This window comes from Streptomyces clavuligerus, from assembly GCF_005519465.1.
GTDB classification, from domain to species: Bacteria; Actinomycetota; Actinomycetes; order Streptomycetales; family Streptomycetaceae; genus Streptomyces; species Streptomyces clavuligerus.
This window is the reverse complement of sequence record NZ_CP027859.1, coordinates 1,275,099-1,298,680: the sequence shown is the minus strand read 5'-3', so window position 1 is coordinate 1,298,680 and position 23,582 is coordinate 1,275,099. Positions and strand designations below refer to the sequence as shown.

The 23,582-nt window shown below is 71.8% G+C and carries 24 protein-coding genes; 11 read left to right on the top strand and 13 right to left on the bottom strand.

Annotated elements, in window-relative coordinates; translation table 11 throughout:
* The first annotated feature begins 97 nt into the window (after positions 1–97).
* Entirely contained in the window at positions 98–1,435 is a 1,338-nt protein-coding gene (locus CRV15_RS33785; RefSeq protein WP_230864294.1) for a cytochrome P450, read from the top strand.
* Here CRV15_RS33785 and CRV15_RS33780 read toward each other — a convergent pair.
* The 4 genes from CRV15_RS33780 to CRV15_RS33765 form a co-directional block, all read right to left on the bottom strand.
* Positions 1,419–2,519: a terpene synthase family protein gene (locus CRV15_RS33780; protein WP_003963511.1), complete on the bottom strand. Its 1,101-nt coding sequence runs from the start codon at positions 2,517–2,519 to the stop codon at positions 1,419–1,421. The two genes, CRV15_RS33785 and CRV15_RS33780, sit on opposite strands and share 17 nt — an antisense overlap.
* Before the next feature lie 30 nt (positions 2,520–2,549).
* Complete coding sequence (gene uppS, locus CRV15_RS33775) at positions 2,550–3,452, bottom strand: polyprenyl diphosphate synthase (protein WP_003963510.1); 903 nt, start codon at positions 3,450–3,452, stop codon at positions 2,550–2,552.
* A 233-nt stretch (positions 3,453–3,685) separates the two neighbouring features.
* On the bottom strand, positions 3,686–4,072 hold the full coding sequence (locus tag CRV15_RS33770) for a VOC family protein (RefSeq protein WP_003957969.1): 387 nt from the start codon (positions 4,070–4,072) through the stop codon (positions 3,686–3,688).
* The gene (locus tag CRV15_RS33765) at positions 4,069–4,362 is read right to left on the bottom strand and encodes an ArsR/SmtB family transcription factor (protein WP_029183281.1); all 294 of its coding nucleotides are present in this window, start codon (positions 4,360–4,362) and stop codon (positions 4,069–4,071) included. The genes CRV15_RS33770 and CRV15_RS33765 overlap by 4 nt, the downstream gene beginning before the upstream one ends.
* A 513-nt stretch (positions 4,363–4,875) precedes the next feature.
* On the opposite strand from CRV15_RS33765, the gene CRV15_RS33760 reads away from it, so the two are divergent.
* From CRV15_RS33760 to CRV15_RS33750, 3 genes are all read left to right on the top strand, one after another.
* Positions 4,876–6,129, top strand: coding sequence for a terpene synthase family protein (locus CRV15_RS33760; RefSeq protein WP_009999512.1), 1,254 nt, complete (start codon positions 4,876–4,878; stop codon positions 6,127–6,129).
* 84 nt (positions 6,130–6,213) lie between these two features.
* A complete protein-coding gene (locus tag CRV15_RS33755; protein WP_003963508.1) occupies positions 6,214–6,756 on the top strand; it encodes a class I SAM-dependent DNA methyltransferase in 543 nt (180 codons plus the stop codon).
* Between the two features lie 185 nt (positions 6,757–6,941).
* Complete coding sequence (locus CRV15_RS33750; RefSeq protein ID WP_003957974.1) at positions 6,942–7,574, top strand: RICIN domain-containing protein; 633 nt, start codon at positions 6,942–6,944, stop codon at positions 7,572–7,574.
* Positions 7,575–7,664: 90 nt separating this feature from the next.
* Here the strand turns inward: CRV15_RS33750 and CRV15_RS33745 are convergent, their stop codons facing one another.
* Positions 7,665–8,396, bottom strand: a complete 732-nt coding sequence (locus CRV15_RS33745) for a class I SAM-dependent methyltransferase (protein WP_003957975.1) — start codon at positions 8,394–8,396, stop codon at positions 7,665–7,667.
* A gap of 112 nt (positions 8,397–8,508) precedes the next feature.
* Here CRV15_RS33745 and CRV15_RS36180 point away from each other — a divergent pair, with 112 nt between their 5' ends.
* Both CRV15_RS36180 and CRV15_RS33735 read left to right on the top strand, forming a co-directional pair.
* Complete coding sequence (locus CRV15_RS36180; RefSeq protein WP_029183280.1) at positions 8,509–9,084, top strand: hypothetical protein; 576 nt, start codon at positions 8,509–8,511, stop codon at positions 9,082–9,084.
* Between the two features lie 339 nt (positions 9,085–9,423).
* Positions 9,424–10,722, top strand: a complete 1,299-nt coding sequence (locus CRV15_RS33735) for a glycoside hydrolase family 16 protein (RefSeq protein WP_044955870.1) — start codon at positions 9,424–9,426, stop codon at positions 10,720–10,722.
* Positions 10,723–10,744: 22 nt separating this feature from the next.
* Here the strand turns inward: CRV15_RS33735 and CRV15_RS33730 are convergent, their stop codons facing one another.
* Positions 10,745–11,161, bottom strand: a complete 417-nt coding sequence (locus tag CRV15_RS33730; RefSeq protein WP_003957977.1) for a hypothetical protein — start codon at positions 11,159–11,161, stop codon at positions 10,745–10,747.
* Between the two features lie 206 nt (positions 11,162–11,367).
* Between CRV15_RS33730 and CRV15_RS33725 the strand changes: the two genes are divergently transcribed.
* The gene (locus tag CRV15_RS33725; protein ID WP_003963504.1) at positions 11,368–12,387 is read left to right on the top strand and encodes an NAD-dependent epimerase/dehydratase family protein; all 1,020 of its coding nucleotides are present in this window, start codon (positions 11,368–11,370) and stop codon (positions 12,385–12,387) included.
* Here CRV15_RS33725 and CRV15_RS37220 read toward each other — a convergent pair whose 3' ends face one another.
* The gene (locus CRV15_RS37220) at positions 12,388–13,716 is read right to left on the bottom strand and encodes a hypothetical protein (protein WP_003963503.1); all 1,329 of its coding nucleotides are present in this window, start codon (positions 13,714–13,716) and stop codon (positions 12,388–12,390) included. It abuts the gene before it with no gap.
* A 405-nt stretch (positions 13,717–14,121) separates the two neighbouring features.
* Between CRV15_RS37220 and CRV15_RS33715 the strand changes: the two genes are divergently transcribed.
* On the top strand, positions 14,122–14,493 hold the full coding sequence (locus CRV15_RS33715; protein WP_230864295.1) for an ATP-binding protein: 372 nt from the start codon (positions 14,122–14,124) through the stop codon (positions 14,491–14,493).
* Between the two features lie 251 nt (positions 14,494–14,744).
* On the opposite strand, the gene CRV15_RS33710 is transcribed toward CRV15_RS33715, so the two are convergent.
* Both CRV15_RS33710 and CRV15_RS33705 read right to left on the bottom strand, forming a co-directional pair.
* Complete coding sequence (locus tag CRV15_RS33710) at positions 14,745–15,311, bottom strand: GNAT family N-acetyltransferase (protein WP_003957981.1); 567 nt, start codon at positions 15,309–15,311, stop codon at positions 14,745–14,747.
* Between the two features lie 21 nt (positions 15,312–15,332).
* The gene (locus CRV15_RS33705; protein WP_487248049.1) at positions 15,333–16,604 is read right to left on the bottom strand and encodes a tetratricopeptide repeat protein; all 1,272 of its coding nucleotides are present in this window, start codon (positions 16,602–16,604) and stop codon (positions 15,333–15,335) included.
* A 240-nt stretch (positions 16,605–16,844) separates the two neighbouring features.
* Between CRV15_RS33705 and CRV15_RS33700 the strand changes: the two genes are divergently transcribed.
* Positions 16,845–17,216, top strand: coding sequence for an ATP-binding protein (locus CRV15_RS33700; RefSeq protein ID WP_230864296.1), 372 nt, complete (start codon positions 16,845–16,847; stop codon positions 17,214–17,216).
* Between the two features lie 148 nt (positions 17,217–17,364).
* Here CRV15_RS33700 and CRV15_RS33695 read toward each other — a convergent pair whose 3' ends face one another.
* The 4 genes from CRV15_RS33695 to CRV15_RS37215 are packed head-to-tail and all read right to left on the bottom strand — an operon-like array spanning position 17,365 to position 21,195.
* Entirely contained in the window at positions 17,365–18,606 is a 1,242-nt protein-coding gene (locus CRV15_RS33695) for an ABC transporter permease (protein WP_003957984.1), read from the bottom strand.
* On the bottom strand, positions 18,603–19,505 hold the full coding sequence (locus CRV15_RS33690; RefSeq protein WP_003957985.1) for an ABC transporter ATP-binding protein: 903 nt from the start codon (positions 19,503–19,505) through the stop codon (positions 18,603–18,605). The genes CRV15_RS33695 and CRV15_RS33690 overlap by 4 nt, the downstream gene beginning before the upstream one ends.
* The gene (locus tag CRV15_RS33685) at positions 19,502–20,761 is read right to left on the bottom strand and encodes a peptidoglycan-binding domain-containing protein (protein WP_003957986.1); all 1,260 of its coding nucleotides are present in this window, start codon (positions 20,759–20,761) and stop codon (positions 19,502–19,504) included. The genes CRV15_RS33690 and CRV15_RS33685 overlap by 4 nt, the downstream gene beginning before the upstream one ends.
* Positions 20,762–20,766: 5 nt before the next feature.
* Positions 20,767–21,195: a vWA domain-containing protein gene (locus tag CRV15_RS37215; RefSeq protein WP_230864297.1), complete on the bottom strand. Its 429-nt coding sequence runs from the start codon at positions 21,193–21,195 to the stop codon at positions 20,767–20,769.
* 441 nt (positions 21,196–21,636) lie between these two features.
* On the opposite strand from CRV15_RS37215, the gene CRV15_RS33675 reads away from it, so the two are divergent.
* Together CRV15_RS33675 and CRV15_RS33670 are read left to right on the top strand one after the other, a co-directional pair.
* Positions 21,637–22,290, top strand: coding sequence for a response regulator transcription factor (locus CRV15_RS33675; RefSeq protein WP_003957987.1), 654 nt, complete (start codon positions 21,637–21,639; stop codon positions 22,288–22,290).
* Positions 22,290–23,471 carry a sensor histidine kinase gene (locus CRV15_RS33670; RefSeq protein WP_009999496.1) on the top strand — a complete coding sequence of 394 codons (1,182 nt, stop codon included), beginning with the start codon at positions 22,290–22,292 and terminating at the stop codon, positions 23,469–23,471. The genes CRV15_RS33675 and CRV15_RS33670 overlap by 1 nt, the downstream gene beginning before the upstream one ends.
* Positions 23,472–23,582 lie beyond the last annotated feature (111 nt).

Genomic DNA, 23,582 nt, shown 5'->3' with positions numbered 1-23,582 from the left:
CCGCCCCGTCCGCGCTCCGCGCGCCGGTGCGCGGCCCCTGTCCACGGTGGCATGATCACATCAGGCTGAGGACTCCGGACTTCTGGTGGTGACGCCCGTGGCAGCTCGTTCCGCACACACCGGGACCCCGATGGCGCCCGGGGCCCTGCCCCTCGTCGGCCATGTCCCGGCCCTCGTCCGCGATCCGGCGCGCTGGCTGGCGGCCTGCCGGGACACCGGCGGCATCGTCACGGTCCGGCTGGGCACGCGCCGGGCCCATCTGGTGTGCTCGTCCGAACTCGTCCACGAACTCCTCGTCGGCCAGGTCGACCGCTTCGACAAGGGCGGCCCGCTCTTCGACCGCGTCCGGGTGGTCACCGGCGACGGCCTGATCACGGCCCGGCACCGCGACCACCGGCGCCAGCGCCCGCTGATGCAGCCCGCGTTCTCCCCCGCCCATGTCTCCGCGTACACCGCGGCCATGCGGGAGGAGTGCGCCGCCCTGACCGCGCGCTGGGGACCGCGACAGCGGATTCGGGCCCTCAGCGAAATGCACTCGCTCCTCGCCGGTGTCCTCGTCCGGGTCCTGCTGCACGCGGACGACCTGCCGGACGGCGCCTGGCTCGCCGCCCAGGTCAAGACCCTGGTGAGCGGGATCACCACCCGTACCGTGCTCCCCTGGGCCGAGCGGCTCCCGCTGCCCGGCAACCGCCGGTTCCAGCGCGCCCTGCGGGAGATCCACGGCGCGGCCGACCGCGCCGTCGACGCCTCCCGGTCCCGGCCGGAGCAGAGTCGGCTGATGGCCGCGCTGCTCGCCCCGGACCTCGACGGCGACGCCTTCACCGACGAGGATCTCCGCGGTCAGGTCGTCACCCTGCTCGGCGCCGGGATCGAGACCACCGCCGCCACCCTCGTCTGGGCCTTCCTCCTGCTCGCCCGGCACCCGGAGATCGAGGCGCGGCTGTACGAGGAGTTGGACACCGTGCTCGGGGGACGGCTCGCGACGCCGGACGACTTCCGGAGACTGCCCCTGACCCGCACGGTGGTCCTGGAGACCCTGCGGATGTACCCGGTGGCCTGGATGCTGACCCGGGTGACCACCGCCGATGTGGAACTGGGCGGCCATCGCTTCGCCGCCGGGGAGGACTTCCTCTTCAGCCCCTACCAGCTCCACCACGACCCGGCCGTCTTCCCCCGGCCCGGCGTCTTCGACCCCGGCCGGTGGGCCGCCCCGCCCACCCCCGCCGTACGCCAGGCGTTCATCCCCTTCGGCACCGGCCGCCGCAGGTGCATCGGCGACACCTTCGCACTCGCCGAGGTCACCATCGCCCTGTCCGCGATCGTTCCCCGCTGGCGGCTCTGTCCGGCCCCCGGTGGCCGCCGGGCCGCCGGGCGTCCCCGCTTCCGCGCCACGCTCACCCCGGAGGACACCCCGATGGTCACGCTTCCCCGCTGACCCGCGCCGGAACGGTGTCCAGGGGCCGTGCGGCGTCCGCCCCGGCGCTGTAGCGACGGGTGATCCGCGACCAGTCGTGATTGCCACGGATCAGCGAGGTCATCGCATCGGCGTAGCGGAGCAGATCGGTGCGCTGCCGCTCGTCGAGACGGAGGGCGGAACAGAGCGCGGGGACCTCGGCCCGCGCGGCGCGGAAGGCGTCGTGGAAGGCGTGGACGCGGGCGCCGACCTCGTCGACCGCCTGATCTCGGGTGAGCCCCTGCCCGTGTTCGAGGAGAAGGACGATGTTGTGGAGTTCGCCCGCCGCCTCCTCCTTGTGCAGGGAGGCGACGTCGTTGACATGGCTGACGATGTCGGTGCACAGCTCCGTCATCCGGCGGATCAGCGGGCTGTCGACGGCGGGGCGTACCACCTCGAAGCCTCCGCCCGCTTCGGCCAGGTCGAGGAAGAGGGGGATGGCGACCGAGCGGCGGCGCAGCGCGGCGCAGGCGGCCGGATCGGGCGGGCGGCCTTCCCACTGGGCGGTGGTCTCCGCCACGGCGGCGGCCAGGTAGTCGAGCCACCGGGCCCGGGTGCGCCGCACCCACCACGGTGCTTTTCCCCGGGTCTGGCGTGCCCAGATGTCCCGCCAGGCGCGGGCGAGCGGCCCGTCGTCCCGCTCCGGCGCCCGCTCCGCCGGTGTCCGCCGTTCCGGTGTCCGCCGTTCCGATATCTCCTCTTCCGGTATCTCCTGTTCCGGTGCCTGTCGCCGCCCCGGTACGTCGTCGTCGGCGGCCATGACCGCCGCGTACCGGGCGTGCAGTGCGTCGAGCGAGTCCCGCGGACCCGGGTGGGAACCGATGAGGTCGTCGAAGAAGGCCAGCAGGCCGACGGAGTCCATCACCAGGTCCAGGCCCGGACCCTCCAGCCGGGGGTAGGCCAGGGCCACCGCCTCGGGGACCATGTGCCGGAGATAGGCGTCCGTTCCGGGGCCGGGTGTGAGCAGTCCCGTTCCGCACAGCCACGCGGTGTGGTGCCGCCGGGCGCGGTCCAGGCCGGGGCTGATCCGATACGGGAAGGGCGGTGGCAGGTCCAGTGGGTGCACAGGGTTCTCCCCTGGTCGGCGGTCGAGGGGCTAGAAGCCGAAGCGGCGGCGGCGCGCCCGGTAGGAGCGCAGGGCCACGGTGAAGTCGTCGAAGGAGAAGGCGGGCCAGAGCGCGGCGGTGAAGTGCAGTTCGGCGTAGGCGGTCTGCCAGGGCAGGAAGCCGGACAGCCGCCGTTCGCCCGAGGTGCGGATGACGAGGTCGACATCGGGGAGACCGGCGGTGGACAGATACCGTTCGACGTCGGACTCGCGGACGGCCGCCGCCGTACCGCCCGTGACTCCTGACCGCAGGAGTCCGCGGACGGCTCCGGCGATGTCGGCGCGTCCGTCGTAGGCGACGGCGACGTTGAGCGTCCCCGGGGAGCCGGTGGCGGTGCGGTCCGCGACGGAGCGCAGCCGCCGGGCCGGGGCCGCGGGAAGGAGGTCCGTCTCGCCGATGAGGCGGATGTGCCAGCGGCCGGACGCGGCGATACCGGCGAGTCCGACGGCCGTGGCGTCGAGAATCCTGCCGACGGCCGCGGCGTCGCGCCGGAGGTTGTCCCGGGACAGGGCCCAGACGGTGACGACGGCGATTCCTTCCGTCTCGCACCAGGACACCAGGTCCGCCACCCGTGCCGCCCCGCGTGCGTAGGCGGCCTCCAGGGTGGTCCCGTGGCCCTCGGCCCAGCGCCGGTTGCCGTCGAGGATGACGCCGACATGCCGGGGGTTTCCCGGGTGTGCTCCACCGGGGGCCCGGTCGGGGGCGGGCGTCGTGCCCGCCGGAAGCGGGGGCGGAAGCAGGGGTGGGGGCGGAAGCAGGGGCGGGGGCGGCTCCCGGCCCGTCGCACCGGCTGTCCTGGCATGCTGCATCGAGGTCATCCCCTCGCTGGCGGTGTGGGGCGCGGGCGGAGTCTGCGCGGGGACGGTCGCCGGGGCGACCGCACGGTGAAACATATGTCTCAGCCATGAACATCTTTTCCGGCGGGTGGGTGAGGGAACCCGCGCGGAGTTGCACGGCCCGCCGCGCGGACGGACGGGTCATAAGCCGGAGCCGCCTTGCTCGTCCGTGTGCGCCGTCCACTCCGGCGCGTGCGCGGAGGTGAGCGCCGCCCTGCACCCCGGTGCGCCTCTCGGGCGGACCCGGGGCGCGGCGGGGCGGCCCCATACGCCTCCGGCCGCGCCGGGCCCTATCGCTGCTGCGCGATCTGGATGAGGTTGCCGCAGGTGTCGTCCAGGACCGCGGTGGTGACCGGGCCCATATCCACCGGGTCCTGGGTGAAGCGGACCCCGAGCCCGCGCAGCCGCCGGAACTCGGCGCGCACATCGTCGACGGCGAAGGAGGTCGCCGGGATGCCGTCGCCGACCAGCGCTTCCTTGTAGGGCCTGACGGCGGGGTGCGCGTCGGGCTCCAGTACCAGCTCGGTGCCCTCGGGCTCCTCGGGTGAGACGACGGTCAGCCAGCGATGTTCGCCGAGCGGAACCTCGTGCTTCTTCACAAAGCCCAGCACTTCGGTGTAGAAGCGCAGGGCCTTGTCCTGGTCGTCGACAAAGACACTGGCCAGGTTGATCTTCATGGGGTGTTCTCCGGCGCGTCGGGCCTGAGCCACCGGGTCACGATGCGCTCAAGCGGTTCGGTGTTCAGGTCGTGGAATTTGTAGCGGCCCTCACGGCGTATCCGGACCAGGTCCGCGGCTTCCAGCGCGGCGAGGTGCTGGCTGATCGCCTGCCGGGAGAGCCCCAGGCCGTGCCGGGTGGTCAGCCGTGCGCAGATCTCGAACAGGGACTGGCCGTCCCGTTCCGCCAGCTCGTCGAGGATGCGGCGGCGGGTCGGGTCCGCCAGGGCCTTGAAAAGGTCGTCGTCCACCACGACCCCCACTATAGGCAAGCATCGACTTGCCTATCAAGCGGCGCGGTGCCGACGGGTGAACCGCCCCGCACCCCGGCCCGTGTGGTTGGGTGCACCCCCCGGCGGAGGTGAAAAGGGACGTCGGCGGTCGGCCACCGACAGCCGGCCCCCGACGTCCCCCCACCCGACCGCCCGACCGTCCGACCAGCCGGCCGACCAGGCCGTCCGATCGGCCGTCGGCGTGCGGACCGGCGCTGGAGACGGTGCCGCCGCCGAGGCCGGGAGACGAGCCCGTCGGCCGGGGCGACCGGCGCCGCACGGCACGATCACCCACAGCGCCCGGAGCGCCGCCGCGCTTCTTTCTGGCCTGAACCGTCTCCCCGTCCCGGTACGAGCAGGAGACTCATGCGCGGAGCCGGTCCCGGGAGCGTCCGATTTTCGTCGCTCTTCAGCGGTCTTCAGCGTTCTTCGGCGTTCTTCAGTGCTCTTCGGGAATCTTCGGCTTTTGACGTTCGACACAGGAGGCAGAGAGTGAGTCATGAACAGCGGGTGCCGTCGGTGGCGGCGCGGTACGGGGGGACCGCCGTGCACAGCGAGGACAGTGGACCGGAGGACGTCATGGTCCTCCGGGTCCCGGAACTCGGACGGCGGTTACGGCCGCCCCGGCTGCACCCCGCCACACCCGCCGTGGTCGGGCAGCGGGTTCCGTGGCTGCGGGACGCGCTCGCGGACATCGAGTTCCCCGGGGGGACGCCGGAGGACTTCCTCCGGCAGGACGTCCACCACTGGAGCGTCTACTGTCTGCCCACCGCGCGGGCCGACCGCATCGCCGATCTGAGCAATATCCATGAACTGGCCTTCGCCATGGACGACATGCTCGAATCCGTGCACGACACCGACGCCGACGCCGACGTCCACACCGCTTCCGATCTCGATCCCGCTTCCGGTTCCGCTTCCAATCCCGGTTCCGGTTCCGGTTCCGGTTTCGGTTCCGGTTTCGGTCGCGCGGCCCGCCGGGAGCGGGTCGAGCCGCTGGCCCGCGCGCTGGAGAGGGCGCTCGCTGGGCTGCCGCCCACCGGCCCGGTGCCGTCCTATCTGCGGGCGGCCGACGGCTGCTTCCGGACGCTGCGCGAGACGGGGCCCGCCCCCTGGTACCGGCGGTTCGGCGAGGCCGTCCTGTCCTGGTTCCACGGGGCCGTCAAGGAGAGTTCGATGATGGCGACGGGGCGGCTGACCGGCTTCGAGGAGACGCTGGACAGCCGTATCGACACCGCGGGCGGGTTCTTCATCGCCACCAGCATCGAGTACGGCCTCGGCATCGACCTCACGGACGCCATCGCCGCCGGTCCTGAGCTGGGCGAGGTGGAGCGGGCGGCCTGGGTGCACGGCGTGCTGGTCAACGATCTGTTCTCGTACCGTAAGGAGCACTTCGGGGAGGCGGGCCGTGCTCCGGACGGCCGCGCTCCGGACGGCCGTGCGAACACCCTTCGTGTCCTCGCCGACGAGTACGCGTGTTCCCTCCAGGAGGCGGTGGACCTGCTGGTCGAGCACGTCGACGCGGCGGAGGCCCGGTTCCTGGAACTGCGCGCGGACGTCCTCGGCGCTCCCCTCGGCGCCCGTCCCGGCGTCCGGGAGTATCTCGACGCCCTCGAACTGGTACTGCCCGGGAACATCGTCTGGTCCCGGACCTCACGGCGCTACCACGGGACCGGCTGCCCCTGGACCGGGACCGCCCGGACGGCGATGGCCCTCCACCCCGACAGGACCGTGTTCACCCCCTGGTAGCGACCCCGGCCCGGCCCGCACGGCGTTCCCGGCCAGGGCCGCCCGAGCGGCGGTGAGCCGGGGCGGCTGTGCCAGGGTGGTGGCATGACATGGAACGGTGACGCCTACCAGGCCCGGTTCGACGATATCGCCGCCGCGGGAGGGGATGTCCACGGCGAGGCGGAGCTGGTGTGTTCCTTCGGGCCCGCCACCGTCCTCGACGCGGGGTGCGGCACCGGGCGGGTGGCCGTCGAGCTGGCCCGCCGGGGCGTCGATGTGACGGGCGTGGACATCGACGCGTCGATGCTCGCCACTGCCCGGCGGCTGGCGCCGGACCTCCCCTGGCACCGGCAGGATCTGGCCGGTCTCGATCTGGGACGCTCCTTCGACGTCGTGGTGATGGCGGGCAACGTTCCCCTGTTCACTCCGCCGGGGACGGAAGCGGCCCTGGTGGCGGGGGTGGCCGGGCATGTCCGGCCGGGCGGTCGCCTCGTCGCCGGGTTCTCGCTGGACCGCGGATACACGGTGGACGACTACGACGCCCACTGCCGTGCGGCGGGACTCGTCCTCGAAGCCCGGTACGCCACCTGGTCCCGCGAGCCCTTCACCGGCGGGGAGTACGCCGTGTCGGTGCACCGCCGCCCCTGACCGGCGGGCCGCATCCGTGGGTGCGGGGTCCGTCCCGGGGCCACTCCCGGGGCCACTCCCGGGGCCGGAAACGATCGTCCGTCCGTTTATCGAACGTTGTGCTGACGTCAACACGGTCTTCCTAGGTTTCTTCTCGGCAGGGGCGCGAGCCCTCGCCCACCGCTCGACCGCTCATCGTTCAGCTCTTGAGGAAAGACCAGATCACCGTGAAATTCCGTGTCACTCCCGCGCGTCTGACCGCCGCCGTCATCGCGACCGCGAGCATCACGCTCGGCCTGTCCGGCACCCCCGCGTACGCCTCCGGAGCCCCCGGCGAGATCAAGATCGGCGGCTACTGCCTCGACGCCCAGAACAGCGGCCCGTACGACGGCGCCGCGGTCCAGCTCTACCCCTGCAACGGCACCGGCGCGCAGTACTGGTACGAGCGTGTCTACACCAGCGGCATGAACACCAAGGTCCAGCTCGTCAACAAGGCGTCCGGACGCTGCCTGGACATCCCGAACAACCGGGCCCACAACGGCGCCCAGCTCCAGGTGTGGACCTGCAACCAGAGCGACGCCCAGCGATTCCGCTTCGAACGGTTCAACCCCTCGGGCGGCTGGACGACGCTCGTCAACGACACCTCCGGTCTCGTCGTCGACGCCCCCGGCAGGATCTGGCACACCGGTGGCCGCCCCTATCTGCACGAGCGCAACGGCACGGCCGCGCAGAACTGGTACTTCACCCCGGGCAGCGAGTACCACGGGGGCGGCGGCGGATGCAGCGACCTCCCGGACGGCCTCGGCCGGGGCCCGAAGCGGGGCTGCGCCGAGCTGTAGGAAGCGCGCGGCAGCGGCCCTCGGCCACGCCTCCCCGGGGTGCGGTCCCCACCGTTCCCCGGGGCCGTTCGCCGCGGGACGGGCCGTTCGCTACGGCGCCGGGCGGCGGGCGAGGAAGACGAACTCCAGGCCCGGGCGGTCGGGGGCGTCGCGGACGTCCTCGACGATGAAGCCCGCCGCCGTCAGGTCGGTCTCGACCTCCCGCCGTTCCCGGAAGCGGAGGGTGGATTCCGAGGTCAGCGTCCGGCCGTCCGGGCCGAGGACGTAGGTCGCGCGGAAGGTCACCAGCGGCAGTCTCACCTCGACCAGGTCGTCCCAGGACTCGACGGTGCCGACGCCCGGAAGCTCCGTCACCTCGTAGGTGGAGGCACGGGTCCACTCCTCCCAGGCGCGCCGGGCCGGGTCGCGGGTCTCGAAGACGAGCAGTCCGCCGGGGCGCAGCGCCTCGTACGCCCCGCGCAGGGTGCCCCGCCAGAGGTCCGGGTCGTCGATCGCCTGGGCGACGTTCCCCGTCATCGTCGCGAGGTCGGCGCGGAGCGGCGGCAGGGCCGTCGCGTCCCCCTCGATCCAGCGCACCCGGTCGGCGCCGGGCTTGCCCCGGGCCACGTCGAGGGAGGCCCGCGCGGGGTCGACGCCGACGACGTCGATACCGCGTCCGGCGAGCAGCAGGGCGAACACCCCCGTTCCGCAGCCGATGTCCAGCACCTGGCGCGCTCCGGTCTCCTCCGTGATCCGGAGGTACGCGTCGAGGTCGCTCCGGTCGGGGTCGAGCGGATCGTAGAGCGGGGCGAGCCGCGGGTCCCGGAACATTTCGTCAGCCATGGGGGCGACAGTAGGCCGGGCGTCGGCGCCGTTCCACTCGTTTTCGCGGCTCCGCGCACGCCGGGCGGCGAGTCGCGGCCCCGGCCGGAGCGGCAGCCGCTTTGCTGGCCCCGTGCATTCCAGCAACCTCATGGAGTACCGGGACGAGCTGGCCGACGTCCTGCGCGAGCGCTTCGGTCTGAAGAAGGACCGCGTCCGGGCCTCCCGGTACACGGCAGCCGTCTCCCTGACCCACGCGATGGCCGATCTCCTCTCCGAGGACGACTTCGCGCTCTTCCTCCAGGCGGCGCTGCGCGCCGACCGCGACAGCAGACGAAGACCGGCCCCGCCGCCCCCGGTGCCCCGCTCGTTCACCGAGCACTTCGCGCGGGAGCTGCGCAGGGACCTCGGCCCGCTCGACACCACCGACGGCAGGCAGGAAGCCTGGCACATCATGCTCGCGCTGCACGCCATCCTGGCGCCGGACCTGGCGGGCCCCTACATCCGCTGCGCCCACGACGCGTGGGAGGCCGCCGGCTCGCTCACCCGCAGGGCCCCGGCCCGGGGGTGGTCGCCGAGCGCCCCGATGCCCCCGATGCCGGTGCGGACGGTGCCCCCGGTACGGACGGTGCGTCCGGGTCCTTCGCCTGTCGGCGGGGGTACCGGAGCGGGAGCGCCGGAGCGTGGATTCCTGAACGGGAACGCTTGAACGGGAGTGCTGGAGCGGAGGGACCTGAACGGGGTGCCTGAACGGGGTGCCTGAACGGGCGGGCGGGGCGCCCTGTCGCGCCCCATCCGGGCAGGACCGCCGGGCGGACCGGGCGGAACCTCGGGCGGACCCGGGCACGGGGGGCCGGGGTCCGGGCCGCCCCATGGTCGCCCTGCGCCGTCCACCCCCTGCCGGGGCGCCGAGCGCTCCCCGCCCGCGGCATTGACACCTCGTCAGAGGGTCGGTTCACTCCGTCCCAGAGGTTCCATCTCCCCGCACCCGTCCCGCGCGAAGCGGCGGGCCCGCTCTCGCGCCGCCCCAGAGAACGAGGCGATGTCGATGCCCGCGCCCTCTTCCTGCTCCTTCTCCTCTTCCCGCCGTGCCCGGCGTGGCGTGCTCCTCGCCGCCCTGGCCCTCGGCTTCTCCCTCTGCGCGCCCCAGCCGTTGGCCACCGCCACGGCCCCACCGCCACCCGGCGCGGGCGCGGCGGCGGCCGTGCCCGTCTTCGAGGAGACCTTCGACGGTCCGGCCGGTGCGGCGCCGGACGCGCGGAGGTGGAACACGGAGGTCGGGGACAACGTCAACAACCGGGAACGCCAGTACTACACGCCGGGCAACGCGAACGCCGCTCTCGACGGGCAGGGCCATCTGGTGATCACGGCCCGCCGGGAGAACCCGGGGAACTACTCCTGCTGGTACGGCCGGTGCGAGTACACCTCGGCCCGGCTGAACACGGCGGGGAAGTTCAACGCGGCCTACGGGCGGGTGGAAGCCCGTGTCAAGATGTCGCGCGGCCAGGGCGTGTGGCCCGCGTTCTGGATGCTCGGCCAGGACTTCGGCCAGGTCGGATGGCCCGCGAGCGGTGAGATCGACATCATGGAGAACGTCGGCCATGAGCTGGGCCGGGTGCACGGCACCCTCCACGGCCCCGGCTACTCCGGCGGCGAGGGCATCACCGGGTCCTACAATCTGCCGCCCGGTCAGGTGTTCGCGGACGCCTTCCACACCTTCGCCATCGACTGGGCGCCCGATGTGATCACCTGGTCCGTGGACGGACAGGTCTACCAGCGGCGCACCCCCGCCGATCTGGGCGGGCGCGCCTGGGTCTTCAACAAGCCGTTCTTCCTGCTCCTCAATCTGGCGATCGGGGGGAACTGGCCGGGTGACCCCGACGGTTCCACCGTCTTCCCGCAGCGGCTGGTGATCGACCATGTCCGGGTCACCGCGTCGCCGGGCACCCCGGGCCCCGGCCGTACTGGTGTGCTGACCGGCCTCGCGGGCAAGTGTCTGGATATCGCCGGTGCCAACCCGGCCGACCGGACCCCCGTCCAGCTCTACACGTGCAACGGGACGGTGGCCCAGCGCTGGACCCTCGGCGACGACGGCACCGTCCGGGCGCTGGGCAAGTGCCTCGACGCCCAGGGCGGCCAGACCGCTGACGGCACCCGGGTCCAGCTCTACACCTGCAACGGGACCGGGGCGCAGCGGTGGGCGTACAACTCGGCGGCCCGTGATCTCGTCAACGTTCCGGCGAACAAGTGCCTGGATGTCCTGGGGCAGAATCCGGCGGACGCCACTCCCACCCAGCTCTGGACCTGTTCGGGCAACCCCAACCAGAAGTGGAATCTGGTCGTCTGAGCGACCGGGCGGAGCGGGCGGCTCAGGGCCGCTCCGTCGGGTCGAGGCGGTCGAGGTACCCGTAGAGGGCGCGGACCATATGGGCGCGGTGCCGCGCGCAGTGAACCGTTCCTTCGACCGGGAGGTGGAGGATGCGGCGGGTGTCGTGGAGGACGGCGTCGGTGAGGGCCCGGGCGGGGTGGGTGTCGGGGAGACGGCCCGCGGCGTACCGCAGATCGTCGACGACGGCGTGGGCGGCGCCGGTGAGGCGGTGTGCGATCAGTTGGAGTCCGTTCTCGGGCAGTGCGGGGTCGCCGGGCCAGGCGAGGACCATATGGAGCAGGGCCTGGTGGGCGTCCCGGTCGAGCGGGTATCCGGCGGCGGTGCGACCACTGGGGTCGTGGAGAACGGTGTGCGCGCCGGTGTTGCGGGTACTGGTGGGGTCGGTCGTCGTGGGCATCAGGGCAGGTCGCCTCCCCGCGGGTCCGGTGTCGGGGTTGTGACGCTAAACGAATGCCTCGGTCCGGCGAAGTGAAATTGCATTTTCCGGCGCGATTTCACTCGCGCCCCTAGTCCTACGAACACTCGTTCGGGATTGCGGTGCGGCTGCACTACCCGGCCGCAGGTGCTCCGGGCGGGCGTCTGCTCCATGGCACCATCTGGTGCATGAGGCTGCTGGTGCTGGGTGGTACGTGGTTTCTGGGCAGGGCGGTCGTCGAAGGCGCGCTCGCGCAAGGGTGGCGGGTGACGACGTTCAATCGGGGGCGGTCGGGGGCGGATGTCCTGGGCGTCCGGGCGGTGCGGGGGGACCGTACCGTCGCGGCGGATCTGGCGCGGCTCGCGGAGCACGGTCCCTGGGATGCGGTGATCGACACGTCGAGTACGGATCTGGCGCCCCGTGAGGTGCTGCTCGCGGCCACCGCGCTGCGGGGGCGGGTCGCGCGGTGGGTGCATGTCTCGACGGTCTCGGTCTACGCGGACTGGCCCCACCATGCCCTGACCGAGGAGTCCGGGCTGCTGGAGTGCCCGGCCGGCGCGGACTCCTCCTACGGCTGGACCGGCGCGGACGGCAGTCCGACGGTGTACGGATTCCAGAAGGCGGGCGGTGAACGGGCCGTGGCACAGTGGTTCGGGGACGCGGCCGTGTTCCTGCGCCCCGGGGTGATTCTGGGGCCCGGCGAATACGTCGGCCGGCTGCCGTGGTGGCTGCGCCGGGCGGAGCGGGGCGGCCGTTTCATCGCACCGGGTCCGGCGGCCCGCCATATCCAGCCGGTCGATGTCCGCGATGTCGCCGCCTTCGCCCTCGACCGGGCCGCGTCCCGTGACGGCGACGGCGGGGGTTACAACGTCACCCACCCCGACGGGATCAGTTTCGAGGAGTTCGTCCGCGCCTGCGTGGAGGTCACGGGCGGTTCCGGCAGGCCGGTATGGACGGACCCCGAGACTCTGGCGGAGCACAGGGTGACGCAGTGGACCGAGCTGCCCCTGTGGCGCACGCACGCGGGCGTATGGTCCGTGAGCCCCGCCCGCGCGGTCTCCGCCGGGCTGCGGTGCCGCCCTGTCACCGACACGATCCGGGACACCTGGGCCTGGCTCGCCCACCAGGGGAAGCCCGTGGAACACCCCCGGTGGGCAGAGCACGGAATCTCCCCCGACAAGGAGGAGAAAATCCTCACCGCCCTATGATCAGCTCTCCAGAGCAAGGACGTCCGACGCACCGACACCTATCTGTCGTGACGCGGACGTATGGATGAAGTTTTCGATCCGATCGCAGAGCTCCATCGCGAGAGGTGTGCCGTACATATGCGGCACGGCCAGCAGCCGGCGAACCTGAGCCGTGCGGGCGAGGAGCCCCGTTCCACGCTGCTCCGGTCGCACGGTCCAGACATTTTTGAGCGCTTCGGCGGCGCCGTCCACGTCGTTGCCCAGCAGCCGGGCAAGCGCGAGGTCCGCCGAGGCGCCCCCTCGTACGGCCGCCGACAGACTTCCCTCCGCTCGCGTGTCGATCAGCGCGAGGGCGCGCTCCGCCGCGACCTCGGCTTGTGCCGTGTCACCGATGAGCAGAGCTGTCGAGCTGTTCGACATGGCCAGCCGCTCGGGTGTGAATCCGAACTCGCCTCCCACACCGTCATGCAGGTCGTCACGCCGACCTGATCCGTCTTCCTCCGAGAGGAGGATCGCCCGGCGTGCCGCGACGGTGTTGCCCAGATGTCCGTGCGCGCGTCCTTCGATGGAGCGGAGCCGACACGTCGCCACGTCACCGAGCCCACGACGGGTGAGCGCGTGTTGCGCGTACGCGAGAGCGCGGGAAGGCTCGGACGAGAAGTAGGAGATGTAAGCGAGGCTTCCTTCGGCGAATGCTCGCAGAGGCCCAAAGCGGGCCGTCTCCCCGTAGAGGGCAGCGGTGCGTGCAAGGCTCTTTGCACCTGAGAGCGATCCCAGGTCGAACGCCGCAGCGGACAGAAGTGCTGCGGACTGCCCCGTAAGGATGAGGAGTTCCTGTTCCTGTCCGGGAATCTGCGTACGCTCACGCAGATCCTCTGCGTTTCGACGCAAGGCGATGGCTTGCCGCCACACATCAAAAGCAGGCTTCTCATGGTACGTACGTGCGAGTGCTGTCGTCTCATCACGTAGCTGGTCGATCGCGATGTCGGAGATCGAAGCTGCGGCGGTCGCGCTGGCCTCGTCCTGTACTTCACGTGCGGTCATGATGATCTCATCTTCCAGATTGAGCACGGATACGTCAGTCGTGGCGGCAGCAGCCGAGGGAGGAGCAAAGAGCGCCGCCGCGTCGGTCTCAAACAGGACTTCGAGTACGTGGCAGGTGTCCGGGCCAGGCAGTCCCTTGAGCTTTCCACCCGTCCAACGTCGGAACTGTGATTCCCCCACCGTCGGAGGGCTACCGCTCTCAAGCACCCTTCGTGCCGCAGAATCGAACGCTCGCTCAAAGTCGCTGTATCGCCAGTTTCGCTGCCCCACCAGAACTTTCAGCAGCGTCTTCGGCAGATGCTCCATGCTGCGCTCCCTGCATCTCTGCCATGCGTTGTCCGCTCACGTCTTCTTCAGGGAAGTGAAGAGCAGCGTCTGTGACACGGCAACACCCTTCGGCGAGAAGCCATGTCGAAGCCATAAAAGAGCTTTGCCATTCCCCCGGAAGAGCTGGAGAAGCCACCCGCCGGGCCATGGCGGAGCTACCCACAGTGCGGCCAAGGTATTCGGCACCGACGCTGAGCACGCGATATCCGGTCGAAGGAGGTGCCCGTCATGAGGCTTCAACCCGCCCTCTCAGGGCCCGCCCCTGCCCTTTCTCCCGCTGAACCGCCTCCACGAGGGCCACAGGTACACGTTCGTCGACACCACGGGGACATCTTCGGTCCGTGTCAGGTGTCGATGACGCGGTACGGCCGTCCGGGTGAGCCGTTGCCCGATGCCGATCGGCAGTGGGTGGGGCGGGCGCGGCGGATTGTGCGGGCGCGGTTGCGGCACTGGCGGGCCGAGGGGGTGATCGAGCGGGGGGAGCTGGTGGTGTCGGAGCTGGTGACCAACGCGTTCGCGCACGGGCGGGGGGCTCGTGTGGGGTTACGGCTTTCCCGGGCCGGGGCCGTCGTGCGGATCGAGGTCGGCGACGGCACCGTGGTCACGCTTCCCGGCGAGCGTCCGAGAAGCGCTTACGCGGAGAGCGGGCGCGGGCTGGACCTGGTGGCCGCGTGCGCCGACGCATGGGGACTCACCACCGACCAGACCCGGGTGTGGTGCGAACTCCACGTCCCCCACGACGGGGCGGACCGGTGAAGCGCAAAGCGTTCCGCATCCTCCTCTGGCTGCCCTGGTCCTGCCTCATGACCGTCACCTGCCTGTCCGCCCTCGGACTCCTCGACACCGGCGCAGCCGAACAGCTCTGACCGAACCCCGTCGGCCACCCGAACGGCCCGGCGGGGGTCGTTCGGGTGGCCGGAAAAGGACGCTCGCGGCCGAGATGGGCAGGTGGGGGCGGAGCACGGTCTCGCCCGGACGCGGAGCAGAAGATCCTCGACGTTTTGTGATCAGTCGCTGCGGCTACCCGGTTCAAGGTGCCATTCGTCATCGACCATGGCATGCACCACGGAGTCCCGCCATACGCCGCCTTTCTGGATATGGCGGCGTATCACGCCCTCCTCCGTCATTCCGGCCGCCTCCATGGTCCTGGCAGAAGCCGTGTTGAGAGGGGAACGGGCACCCCAGAGACGGTGCAGACCCAACTCCTCGAAGCCCAGACCCAGCAGCAGCCGCACCATCTCCGTGCCGTACCCGCGCCCCCAGCTCTCCGGGCGGAGCGCGAAACCGAAGGTCGCCCCTCTCGGCTGGTGCGGATCGAGCGCGATGCGCCCGTACCCGACCATCCGGCCCCCCGTACGCTCGACCACCGCCATCGCGTACTCATGACGTGGTGTCACCGCCGCGGCGGCGACGGCCCGCTCGACGATCTCCCGCACATCGGCACGCGTACGCGGCTCGAACGACAGGTGCTCGGTCGCCACCGGGCTCCCGTAGATCGCGTGGACGGCGTCCGCGTCGTCCATGGTCAACTCACGGAGGCCCAAGAGAAGGCCGTCGCGTCTGATCGGATACATGTCGCAGGACTCTATGCCTGTTCACGCGGACAGGGCGCGCTTCACACGGGACAGTCGTGCGCCGATGCGGTGGATGGTCGGACCGGAATCGATCGTGGTGATCGTGGCGGCTGCTTTCTCGTGCTCCTGCTGGGCCACCTGGATTTCGGCGAGCAGCACGGTGTAGTACGCCTTGCTGCGGGGCATGGACGACGGGGCCAGGGTGATTGCCTGCGCTGCGGAGTCCGCGGCCCGGTGGTAATCCCCGAGGGCGCGGTGGACCAGGGCGCCGATGCCTGACATCTCGGCTTCGTTGAGGAACGCGAGCCACGCCGGGGGAGAAGTCCGGTGCACCCGTTCATAGGCGCTCTCGGCAGCGGTCAGCGAAGTGACGGCTTTCCTCTCGTTGCCCGTCAGGGCATGGGCGATGGCCAGCCGGGAGTTCAGCAGGGTGTCGACGTACGGATCGTTCCGGGCGCGGCGATTGTCGAGGGATGCCTGTGCGATCTGAAGGGCCTCGCGCTGGCGGCCTTCTTTTCGTGCGTGCATCGCGAGGGAGTCCCAGGAACGCGCTATGGCGTTGGGGTCGTCGGCGAGCAGAGCGCTGTTCAGGGCGGACCGGTACAGCGATCCGGCCCGTCGGCTGTCGTTGTTGTCCATCGCTCCCCAGCCGGCTTGGGAGTAGAGGCTGCTGACGGCTCCGTGCAGGGCCTTTCCGACCCGGTCGCTGTAGGTGCAGCCGTTGAGCATGCGGCGGAGGCCGTTGATGTGGTGGGTCGCGACGTCGACCACGGAGCCGCCACCGGTGGCGAGGAACCGTGCGTTGAGTGTGTCGATCCGGCTCGTCACCCGGGCGACGTCGTTCATGGAGATATGACCGCGCTGGGGCACTTCGCTCATGCCGAGTGTCGTGGCGACGGTCACGGCTGCTGAACCGGAGATGAATGATCGGCGGTGCACGGGGACCTCCTTAGGGGTGGCTGCCGCAGGTGGGACCGGAACCGAACTACTTTTCCCTCTGGGGATGAATCCCATGTCTCGCACCGGGCGTCTGAAAATCTGTTCCAAGGCGAAAAGGTAGCGTTGAGTGGGCCACCGTACATCCCCTCGAACCCACCGTCTGATGGTCCGCTCGTCGCATGTATGGGGAGTCTGCGGACCGTAGTAGCGAGTGATGACGTCGCTGATCTTCTGCGCCAAATCCGCATGGGTGAAGCCGAACTCGCTGATCACAGCGATGAGTTGGCTGTTCTGCGCTCTGGTCACAGGTGCCCCCGATCCGGTTCTGCCCACTGCACGCGGAACGATAGACATCAGCGTCCCAAGGGTTGGCAAAAACGTCCGGCAGTCGATGTGGGTGTTCTGCTTTCTGACCTGTTGGGCGCCATTGGAGAGGAGTTCACTGAAGATCGTCGGAAACCCGTTCCGGGGAAGGCCCAGATGGTCCAGACACCACTTCACAACCGAGTACCTGTCGAACCCACGCGTTCGGCCACACCGATCTTCTCCCCCATCGAGCTGGCCATAAGCCGCCACGGCCGTCCGGGTGAGCCGTTGCCCGATGCCGATCGGCAGTGGGTGGGGCGGGCGCGGCGGATTGTGCGGGCGCGGTTGCGGCACTGGCGGGCCGAGGGGGTGGTTGAGCGGGCGGAGCTGGTGGTGTCGGAGCTGGTGACCAACGCGTTCGCGCACGGGCGGGGGGTACGTGTGGGGTTACGGCTGTCCCGGGCCGGGGCGGTGGTGCGGGTCGAGGTCGGCGACGGGACCGTGGTCACGCTTCCCGGCGAGCGTCCGAGAAGCACGTACGCGGAGGGCGGGCGCGGGCTCGACCTGGTCGCCGCGTGCGCCGACGCATGGGGACTCACCACCGACCAGACCCGGGTGTGGTGCGAACTCCACGTCCCCCACGACGGGGCGGACCGGTGAAGCGCAAAGCGTTCCGCATCCTCCTCTGGCTGCCCTGGCCCTGCCTCATCACCCTCACCTGCCTGTCCGCCCTCGGACTCCTCGACACCGGCGCAGCCGAACAGCTCTGACCGAACCCCGTGGGGCCCCGGCACCGGGGCCCCACGGGTCAGACCGCGCTCAACGCCCGCGTCGGCGCCAGTCTCGCCGCCTGGGACGCGGGGTAGAGCCCCGCCGCCGTGCCGATGAAGGCCGCTGCCGCCAGGCCGCCGAGGAGGACCTCGGGTGGGAGGACCGGGGGCCAGCCCTGCCAGGTCGACCAGCCGACGGTGATCAGCGCGCCCAGGAGGACGCCGACTGTGCCGCCGAGGCCGGAGAGGGCCACCGACTCCGCCAGGAACTGGAGGCGGATATGGCCCCGGCCCGCGCCCAGGGAGCGGCGGAGGCCGATCTCCGGGCGGCGTTCCAGGACCGAGATGACCATGGTGTTGGCCACGCCGACCCCGCCCACCAGCAGGGCGACCGCCCCCAGGCCCAGAAAGAGCGAGGTGAACGCGGACTTCGCGGCGAGTTGGGCCTCCAGGGCGTCCGACGGGCGGCTCACCCGGACGTTGTGCGGGTTCTCCGGGTCGACGGTCGCCGCGAGGACCCCGCGTACGTCCTCGACGGCCTCCTCCGCCGAGCGTTCGTAGACCGTCGTCGGATGGCCGTCGAACCCGAGCAGCGAACGCGCGGCCTCCCAGCCGACGAGCGCCGAACGGTCGAGCTCCGGGGCGAGTTCCACCGGGCGCAGCACCCCGATCACCGTGAACCAGCGGTCCCCCAGATAGACCTGGCGGCCCGGTTCGTCGACGCCCAGCCGGGCCGCGGCCAGGGAGCCGAGGACCACCGACGGATAGCGGGAGGTCGCCGCGTTCAGATAGACGCCCCGGTGGACGGAGCCGCCGACCGTCGGCAGCAGGTCCGTGCGGGCCGCGCTCACCCCGATGCCGCCGCCCGCGAGCGGGTCGATGCGGTCGGTGCGGCGTACCGTGACCTCGGGAAGCGCGGCGGTCGCGGTCACCGAATCGACGGGGCCGATCCGCCCCACCATCTCGACGGAGTTCAGCGGCAGTTTCGCGTTCTCGCCGAAGAGGTTCCGGCCGGGGGACACCGTCAGCAGATTGGTGCCGAGACGGCCGATCCGGTGGAGCAGGTCGGCCTGGCCCGCGTTGCTGATGCCGAGCACCGCGACCATCGCGGCGATACCGATCGCGATGCCCAGCGCGGAGAGCACGGCGCGGGTGGGGCGGCTGCGCATGCCGACGAGGCCGACGCGGGCGATGTCGGACGGGCGGAGCCGGGGCGCGGGCGGCAGCGGATGGCCCTGCGGGGCGGGGCGCCGGTCGGGGCCGGTCCGGGATCGCGTCACCGGGCCGCCCCCGCGTCCCGCCGGGCCCCGGCGCCGTCGGTGTCCCGTTCGTCGCTGCGGACGCGGCCGTCCAGGATCTCCACCCGGCGCGGCAGCCGCGCCCCGAGCGCCGTGTCGTGCGTGATCACCACAATGGTCGTTCCCTGGTCGTGGAGTTCATGGAGCAGCCGCAGGATGCCCGCGCCCGCCGCCGAGTCGAGGTTGCCGGTCGGCTCGTCGGCCAGGACGACGGCGGGGCGGACGGCGATGGCCCGGGCGATCGCCGTCCGCTGCCGTTCGCCGCCGGACATCTCGTGCGGACGGTGGTCGAGCCGGTGCCCCAGGCCCACCCTGCGCAGCGCGTCGACCGCGAGCGCGCGCCGTCGGCGGGCGGGGATGCCGTGGTAGAGCAGGCCCTCGGCGACGTTGTCCACGGCGCTGCGGCCCGGAGTGAGGAAGAACTGCTGGAACACGAAGCCGATCCAGTGGGCGCGGACGGCGGAGATCCGTCGGTCGCCGAGCCGGGCGACGTCATGGCCGCGGAGCAGCACACTGCCGGTTGTCGGCCGGTCCAGGGTGCCCATGAGGTGCAGCAACGTGGATTTGCCGGAGCCCGAGCGGCCCATGACGGCGACGAGTTCCCCGGCGCGGACCGTGAGGGAGACCTCGTGCAGGGCCCGGACGCCGCCGGGGTAGGTCTTGGACACTCCACGCAGTTCGATGACCGGCGGGGGCTGTGCGGTGGACGCCGTTCCCCCGGACGTCCTCCCGGCCGCTCCCCCACCGTCGCCGATCCCGCCGGTCCCACCGATCCTGCCGGTCCCACCAGTCCCACCGATCCCGCCGATGTCGCCGGTCCCGCTGACGTCGTCGATGCCGTCGATGCCGCTGACGTCGCCGATGCCGCTGACGTTGTTCATGACGACGGCACCTCCACCCTCAGCCCCTCACGCAGCCCCTCGCCCTCGACCTCCACCTTGCCCTGGGCGAACACTCCGAGCCGGACGGGGATCAGCCGGTTCGCGCCGTCCCCGCCCGGTGCGGCGGAGCCACCGCCCTCGGCGGCCTCCACGGCGTATCCGCCCTCCGCGAGCGCGAGCAGCGCGGAGACGGGCACGGCGAGGACGTCCCGTCTGCTGCCGCTGGTGAAGTCGACGGAGACCGGGGCGCCGTCGAGGGCACCCGCCTCCCCGGGGCGGGTGAGCTGCACCCGGACCTCCACGGTCGCGTTCTCGGTCGCCGTGCGGCCCCCGCCGCCGCTGTCGCCGCTCGTGCTCCCGCCGCCGCCCCGGGAGGCGGTCCCCTCCTCCCCGCGCGCGACCGTGCCCACGTCCATGACCTTGCCGGTGGTCGTCCGGCCGCCGGGCAGCCCGATCCGGACGGTGGCGCCGAGGCGCGCCAGTTGCTGCTGGGCCACGGGCATGTCGACGGTGACGATCCGCCGGGTGCCGGAGAGCGTCAGCAGGGTGTCGGCGGCGTCCGCGCCGATGATGCCGAGGGTTTCGGTGACCCGGACGGCGCCGGGTTCGACGACCGCGTCACCGGGGGCTGCGGTGCCCGTCTCCGTGCGGCCGAGGCTGTCCTGCCAGGCGCGGACGGCGTCGGCCGTGCCCTCGGTGAAATGGTCGTCGACCGTGAGGGCGGGCCCGTGGCCGAGGGCCTTGAGGTTGCGTTCCAGCATCTCGACGTCCGGGCCGTCGTCGACGCCCGGTTCGAGCGTGCGGTAGAGCGGGGTGTCCCCGTACAGCAGGGGCACGGGGCGGCCGTTGACGGCGTAGACCCGTTCCCCGCGTGCGAGGGTGTCGCCGACGTCGGGGAGCCAGGTCAGTACGCCGGACCCCGGGCGGGCCTTGACGGTGTAGGCGCCGTCGTAGCGGAGGGTCCCGTCGACCCGCTGCGTCGTCACCAGGTCGGTCCGGACGACAGGCGCGGTGGACACCCGGGACGTTCCGCCGTCCGGGGTGGCGCGGGAGTCGTCGCGGTCGAGGAGGAGGAAACCCGCCGCCGCGCCGCCGCAGACGACGACGGCCGTGGCGGCGATCAGCACCCGGCGGCGTCCCAGGGAGTGGTGTCCGCCGATGCCGCTTCCCGAGTCACCCGGAGCGGCGACGGGGTCAGCGGCGTCGACGGGGCTGTCCGGGCCGCGCGGCGCCGGTTCGGCCGTCTGCTCGCGCATCGGGCTCACTCCCCGGACGGGGACGTGTTCGCGCCCCTGGCGGCGCGGCACTCCGTGATCGCCGCACGGACCTTGGGATCGTTGCCCCCGCCGGTGAGCTGAAGCGGCTCCCCCGGCTTGGGGTCGGCCACGTTCACCCCCTTCTCCCGCAGGCACTTCGCCAGCTCCACCGCCCGGTCGTGCACCGCCCCGTCGGTGACGTCCTTCGCGCCCGTCCCCGATCCGAGGTGGCGCTGACAGGTGGCGAGCGCCTTCTGCGTCCCGGCGTCTCCCTTCGTACCGGCCGGGAGCTGGATGTTCTCCTCGCCCGGCGCGGGGTCGGGCATGTCGATACCGTTCTCCCGCATGCAACGGGTGAACGCCACGAGCTGATCGGCCCGGTCGGCGGGGGCGGACGGCGAGGCCGAGGCGGAGGAGCCGTTCCCCTGCTGCACACGGGCGACCTTCTTCCCGTCACCTTCACCGTCGCCCCCGCAGCCCGCCACGGCCAGCGCGAGGAACAGCGCCGCCGCCGCTCCCCGTACGGCCCGACCGCGACCGGGCAGCGCTCTCCCGTTCCCGCACCCGCCCCCGTTCCCGCATCCGGTCAAGCCCTGTCCGCTCCCGCTGCCGTTCCCCCTGTCGGTCCCGCTGCCGTTCCTGTCGTTCCTGTCGTTCCGTACGGTCGTCCGCACCATCCGCCGGCCCCTTTCCCGGGTCGATCACCACAGGCCAAGCTGTTCCCGGCCCGTCGTCACACGTCTATCGGGAGCGGGGTTGCCGGGCTGTTACCGCGCATGCCCACACCACGGCAACATCGGGCGGGATATCTACTGATCAGTGGTCGGCGCGCGGACGACGGTGTCCGCGACCGCGCCGGCGCGGGAGGGAAGACGATGCGGGTACTGGTGGCGGAGGACGAGGAGATGCTCGCCGAGCTGGTCGGCGAGGGTCTGCGGCGGCATGGGCTGGCCGTGGACATCGCCCTCGACGGCGACACGGCGCTGGAGCGGCTGGCCGTCAACGACTACGACGTCCTTGTCCTGGACCGGGGGCTGCCGGGCACCCACGGCGACGACGTCTGCCGGGAGCTGGCCTCGTCCGGCGCGCGGGTGCGCATTCTGATGCTCACGGCGGCGGGGCAGGTCGGCGATCTGGTGGAGGGACTGGCGCTCGGCGCGGACGACTATCTCGCCAAGCCCTTCGAGTACCCGGAGCTGGTGGCCCGGGTGCAGGCCCTGGGCCGACGGGCCAACCGCGCCCTGCCGCCCGTACTGGAACGGGCCGGGATCGTGCTGGACGCGCCCCGCCGCCAGGCGTTCCGGGACGGGCGCTATCTGCGGCTCTCCCCGAAGGAATTCGCCGTCCTCGAAGTGCTCATGGCCGCCGACGGGGCCGTGGTGAGCGCCGAGGAACTGCTGGAACGGGCCTGGGACGAGAACGCCGACCCGTTCACCAGCGCCGTGCGCACCACCATGAGCAAGTTACGGGCGAAGCTGGGCGAACCGCCCGCGATCGCTACCCTGCCCGGCGTCGGCTACCGGCTCTGATGGGAACAACGCGTCCCCTGAGGACGTCGATCCGGCTGCGGCTCACCGCCCTGTACAGCGGGTTGTTCTTCGTCACCGGTCTGGTGCTGCTCGCCCTCACCAATCTGCTCGTCCACCAGACCACCACCGTGCGGGAGAACCCCACCATCACCACGGTCCCCAAGAGTGAGCTGCCCAGCGGCGGGGTGGCCTCACTCTCGGCCGGGCAGCTCGCCGAGATCGCCGAACGGCTGCGGGACGACGCGCAGCGGCAGTTGCTGACGATGTCCGCGCTCGCGTTGCTGGTGATGGTGGTGGTGTCGGTGGTTCTCGGCTGGTGGATGGCGGGACGGGTGTTGAGCCCGTTGCACACCATCACCGCCACCGCGCGGCGGCTGTCGAGCGTCAATCTCCATGAACGGATCGCCCTGGACGGTCCGGACGACGAGCTGAAGCATCTCGCGGACACCTTCGACGACATGCTGGACCGGCTGCACCGGGCCTTCGGCAGCCAGCGGCGGTTCGTCGCCAACGCCTCGCACGAGCTGCGCACCCCGCTGGCGATCCAGCGGGCCGCGATCCAGATCCGGCTGGGCGGGGCGCGCGAGGCGGATCTGCCGCGTATCCAGGAGGAGTTGCTGGAGACCAACCGGCGCAGTGAGCGGCTGATCGAGGGCCTGCTGCTGCTGGCGACCAGCGATCGCGGCCTCGACCGGTACGAGCCGGTCGACCTCGCGGAGGTCGCGGCGGAGACGGTGGAGCTGTGGCGGCCCCGGATCGAGGAGGCGGGGCTGCGGCTGGATCTTTCGCTCGCGCCGGTGCCGGTCTCGGGCGACCGGGTGCTGCTGGGACAGCTCGTGGAGAACCTGGTGCAGAACGCGGTCCGGTACAACGTGCCGGGCGGGGCGATCTCCGTCGTCACGTCCCCGGCCCGGTCGGTGTACGGGCTGACGGTGCGGAACACCGGCCCGCTGGTCCCGGAGGGCGAGGCGGAAGGGCTGCTGGAGCCGTTCCGCAGGCTGGTGCGGCGCGGCGGGCCGAAGGACGGGGCCGGTCTCGGGCTGTCCATCGTCCAGTCGATCGCGCAGGCGCATGGGGGGACGGTCACGGTCCGGGCCAATGCCGAAGGCGGGCTTGAGGTGCGGGTGGCACCGGCCTCGGCCGCCGACCGGGCCCGGACCGGGGCGGGGGTGGCCGGGTGAGGGGCGTGGCCGCCCCCGGTGGGGGGAGGCCGGGCACGGCGGGGGTTCCGCCGTGCCCGGACCACCCCGGCGGTGACGCGCCCCGCAGCGGCGCCGACCTACCGCTGGGCG

Coding starts and splice junctions, on each gene's coding strand:
- uppS (WP_003963510.1), bottom strand. CDS start 3,452: ATGTTTCACCGTGCGGTCGCCCCGGCGACCGTCCCCGCGCAGACTCCG.
- CRV15_RS33770 (WP_003957969.1), bottom strand. CDS start 4,072: ATGAAGATCAACCTGGCCAGTGTCTTTGTCGACGACCAGGACAAGGCC.
- CRV15_RS33755 (WP_003963508.1), top strand. CDS start 6,214: ATGACATGGAACGGTGACGCCTACCAGGCCCGGTTCGACGATATCGCC.
- CRV15_RS33745 (WP_003957975.1), bottom strand. CDS start 8,396: ATGGCTGACGAAATGTTCCGGGACCCGCGGCTCGCCCCGCTCTACGAT.
- CRV15_RS33735 (WP_044955870.1), top strand. CDS start 9,424: ATGCCCGCGCCCTCTTCCTGCTCCTTCTCCTCTTCCCGCCGTGCCCGG.
- CRV15_RS33730 (WP_003957977.1), bottom strand. CDS start 11,161: ATGCCCACGACGACCGACCCCACCAGTACCCGCAACACCGGCGCGCAC.
- CRV15_RS33725 (WP_003963504.1), top strand. CDS start 11,368: ATGAGGCTGCTGGTGCTGGGTGGTACGTGGTTTCTGGGCAGGGCGGTC.
- CRV15_RS37220 (WP_003963503.1), bottom strand. CDS start 13,716: ATGGAGCATCTGCCGAAGACGCTGCTGAAAGTTCTGGTGGGGCAGCGA.
- CRV15_RS33710 (WP_003957981.1), bottom strand. CDS start 15,311: ATGTATCCGATCAGACGCGACGGCCTTCTCTTGGGCCTCCGTGAGTTG.
- CRV15_RS33705 (WP_487248049.1), bottom strand. CDS start 16,604: ATGTCTATCGTTCCGCGTGCAGTGGGCAGAACCGGATCGGGGGCACCT.
- CRV15_RS33690 (WP_003957985.1), bottom strand. CDS start 19,505: ATGAACAACGTCAGCGGCATCGGCGACGTCAGCGGCATCGACGGCATC.
- CRV15_RS33685 (WP_003957986.1), bottom strand. CDS start 20,761: ATGCGCGAGCAGACGGCCGAACCGGCGCCGCGCGGCCCGGACAGCCCC.
- CRV15_RS33675 (WP_003957987.1), top strand. CDS start 21,637: ATGCGGGTACTGGTGGCGGAGGACGAGGAGATGCTCGCCGAGCTGGTC.
- CRV15_RS33670 (WP_009999496.1), top strand. CDS start 22,290: ATGGGAACAACGCGTCCCCTGAGGACGTCGATCCGGCTGCGGCTCACC.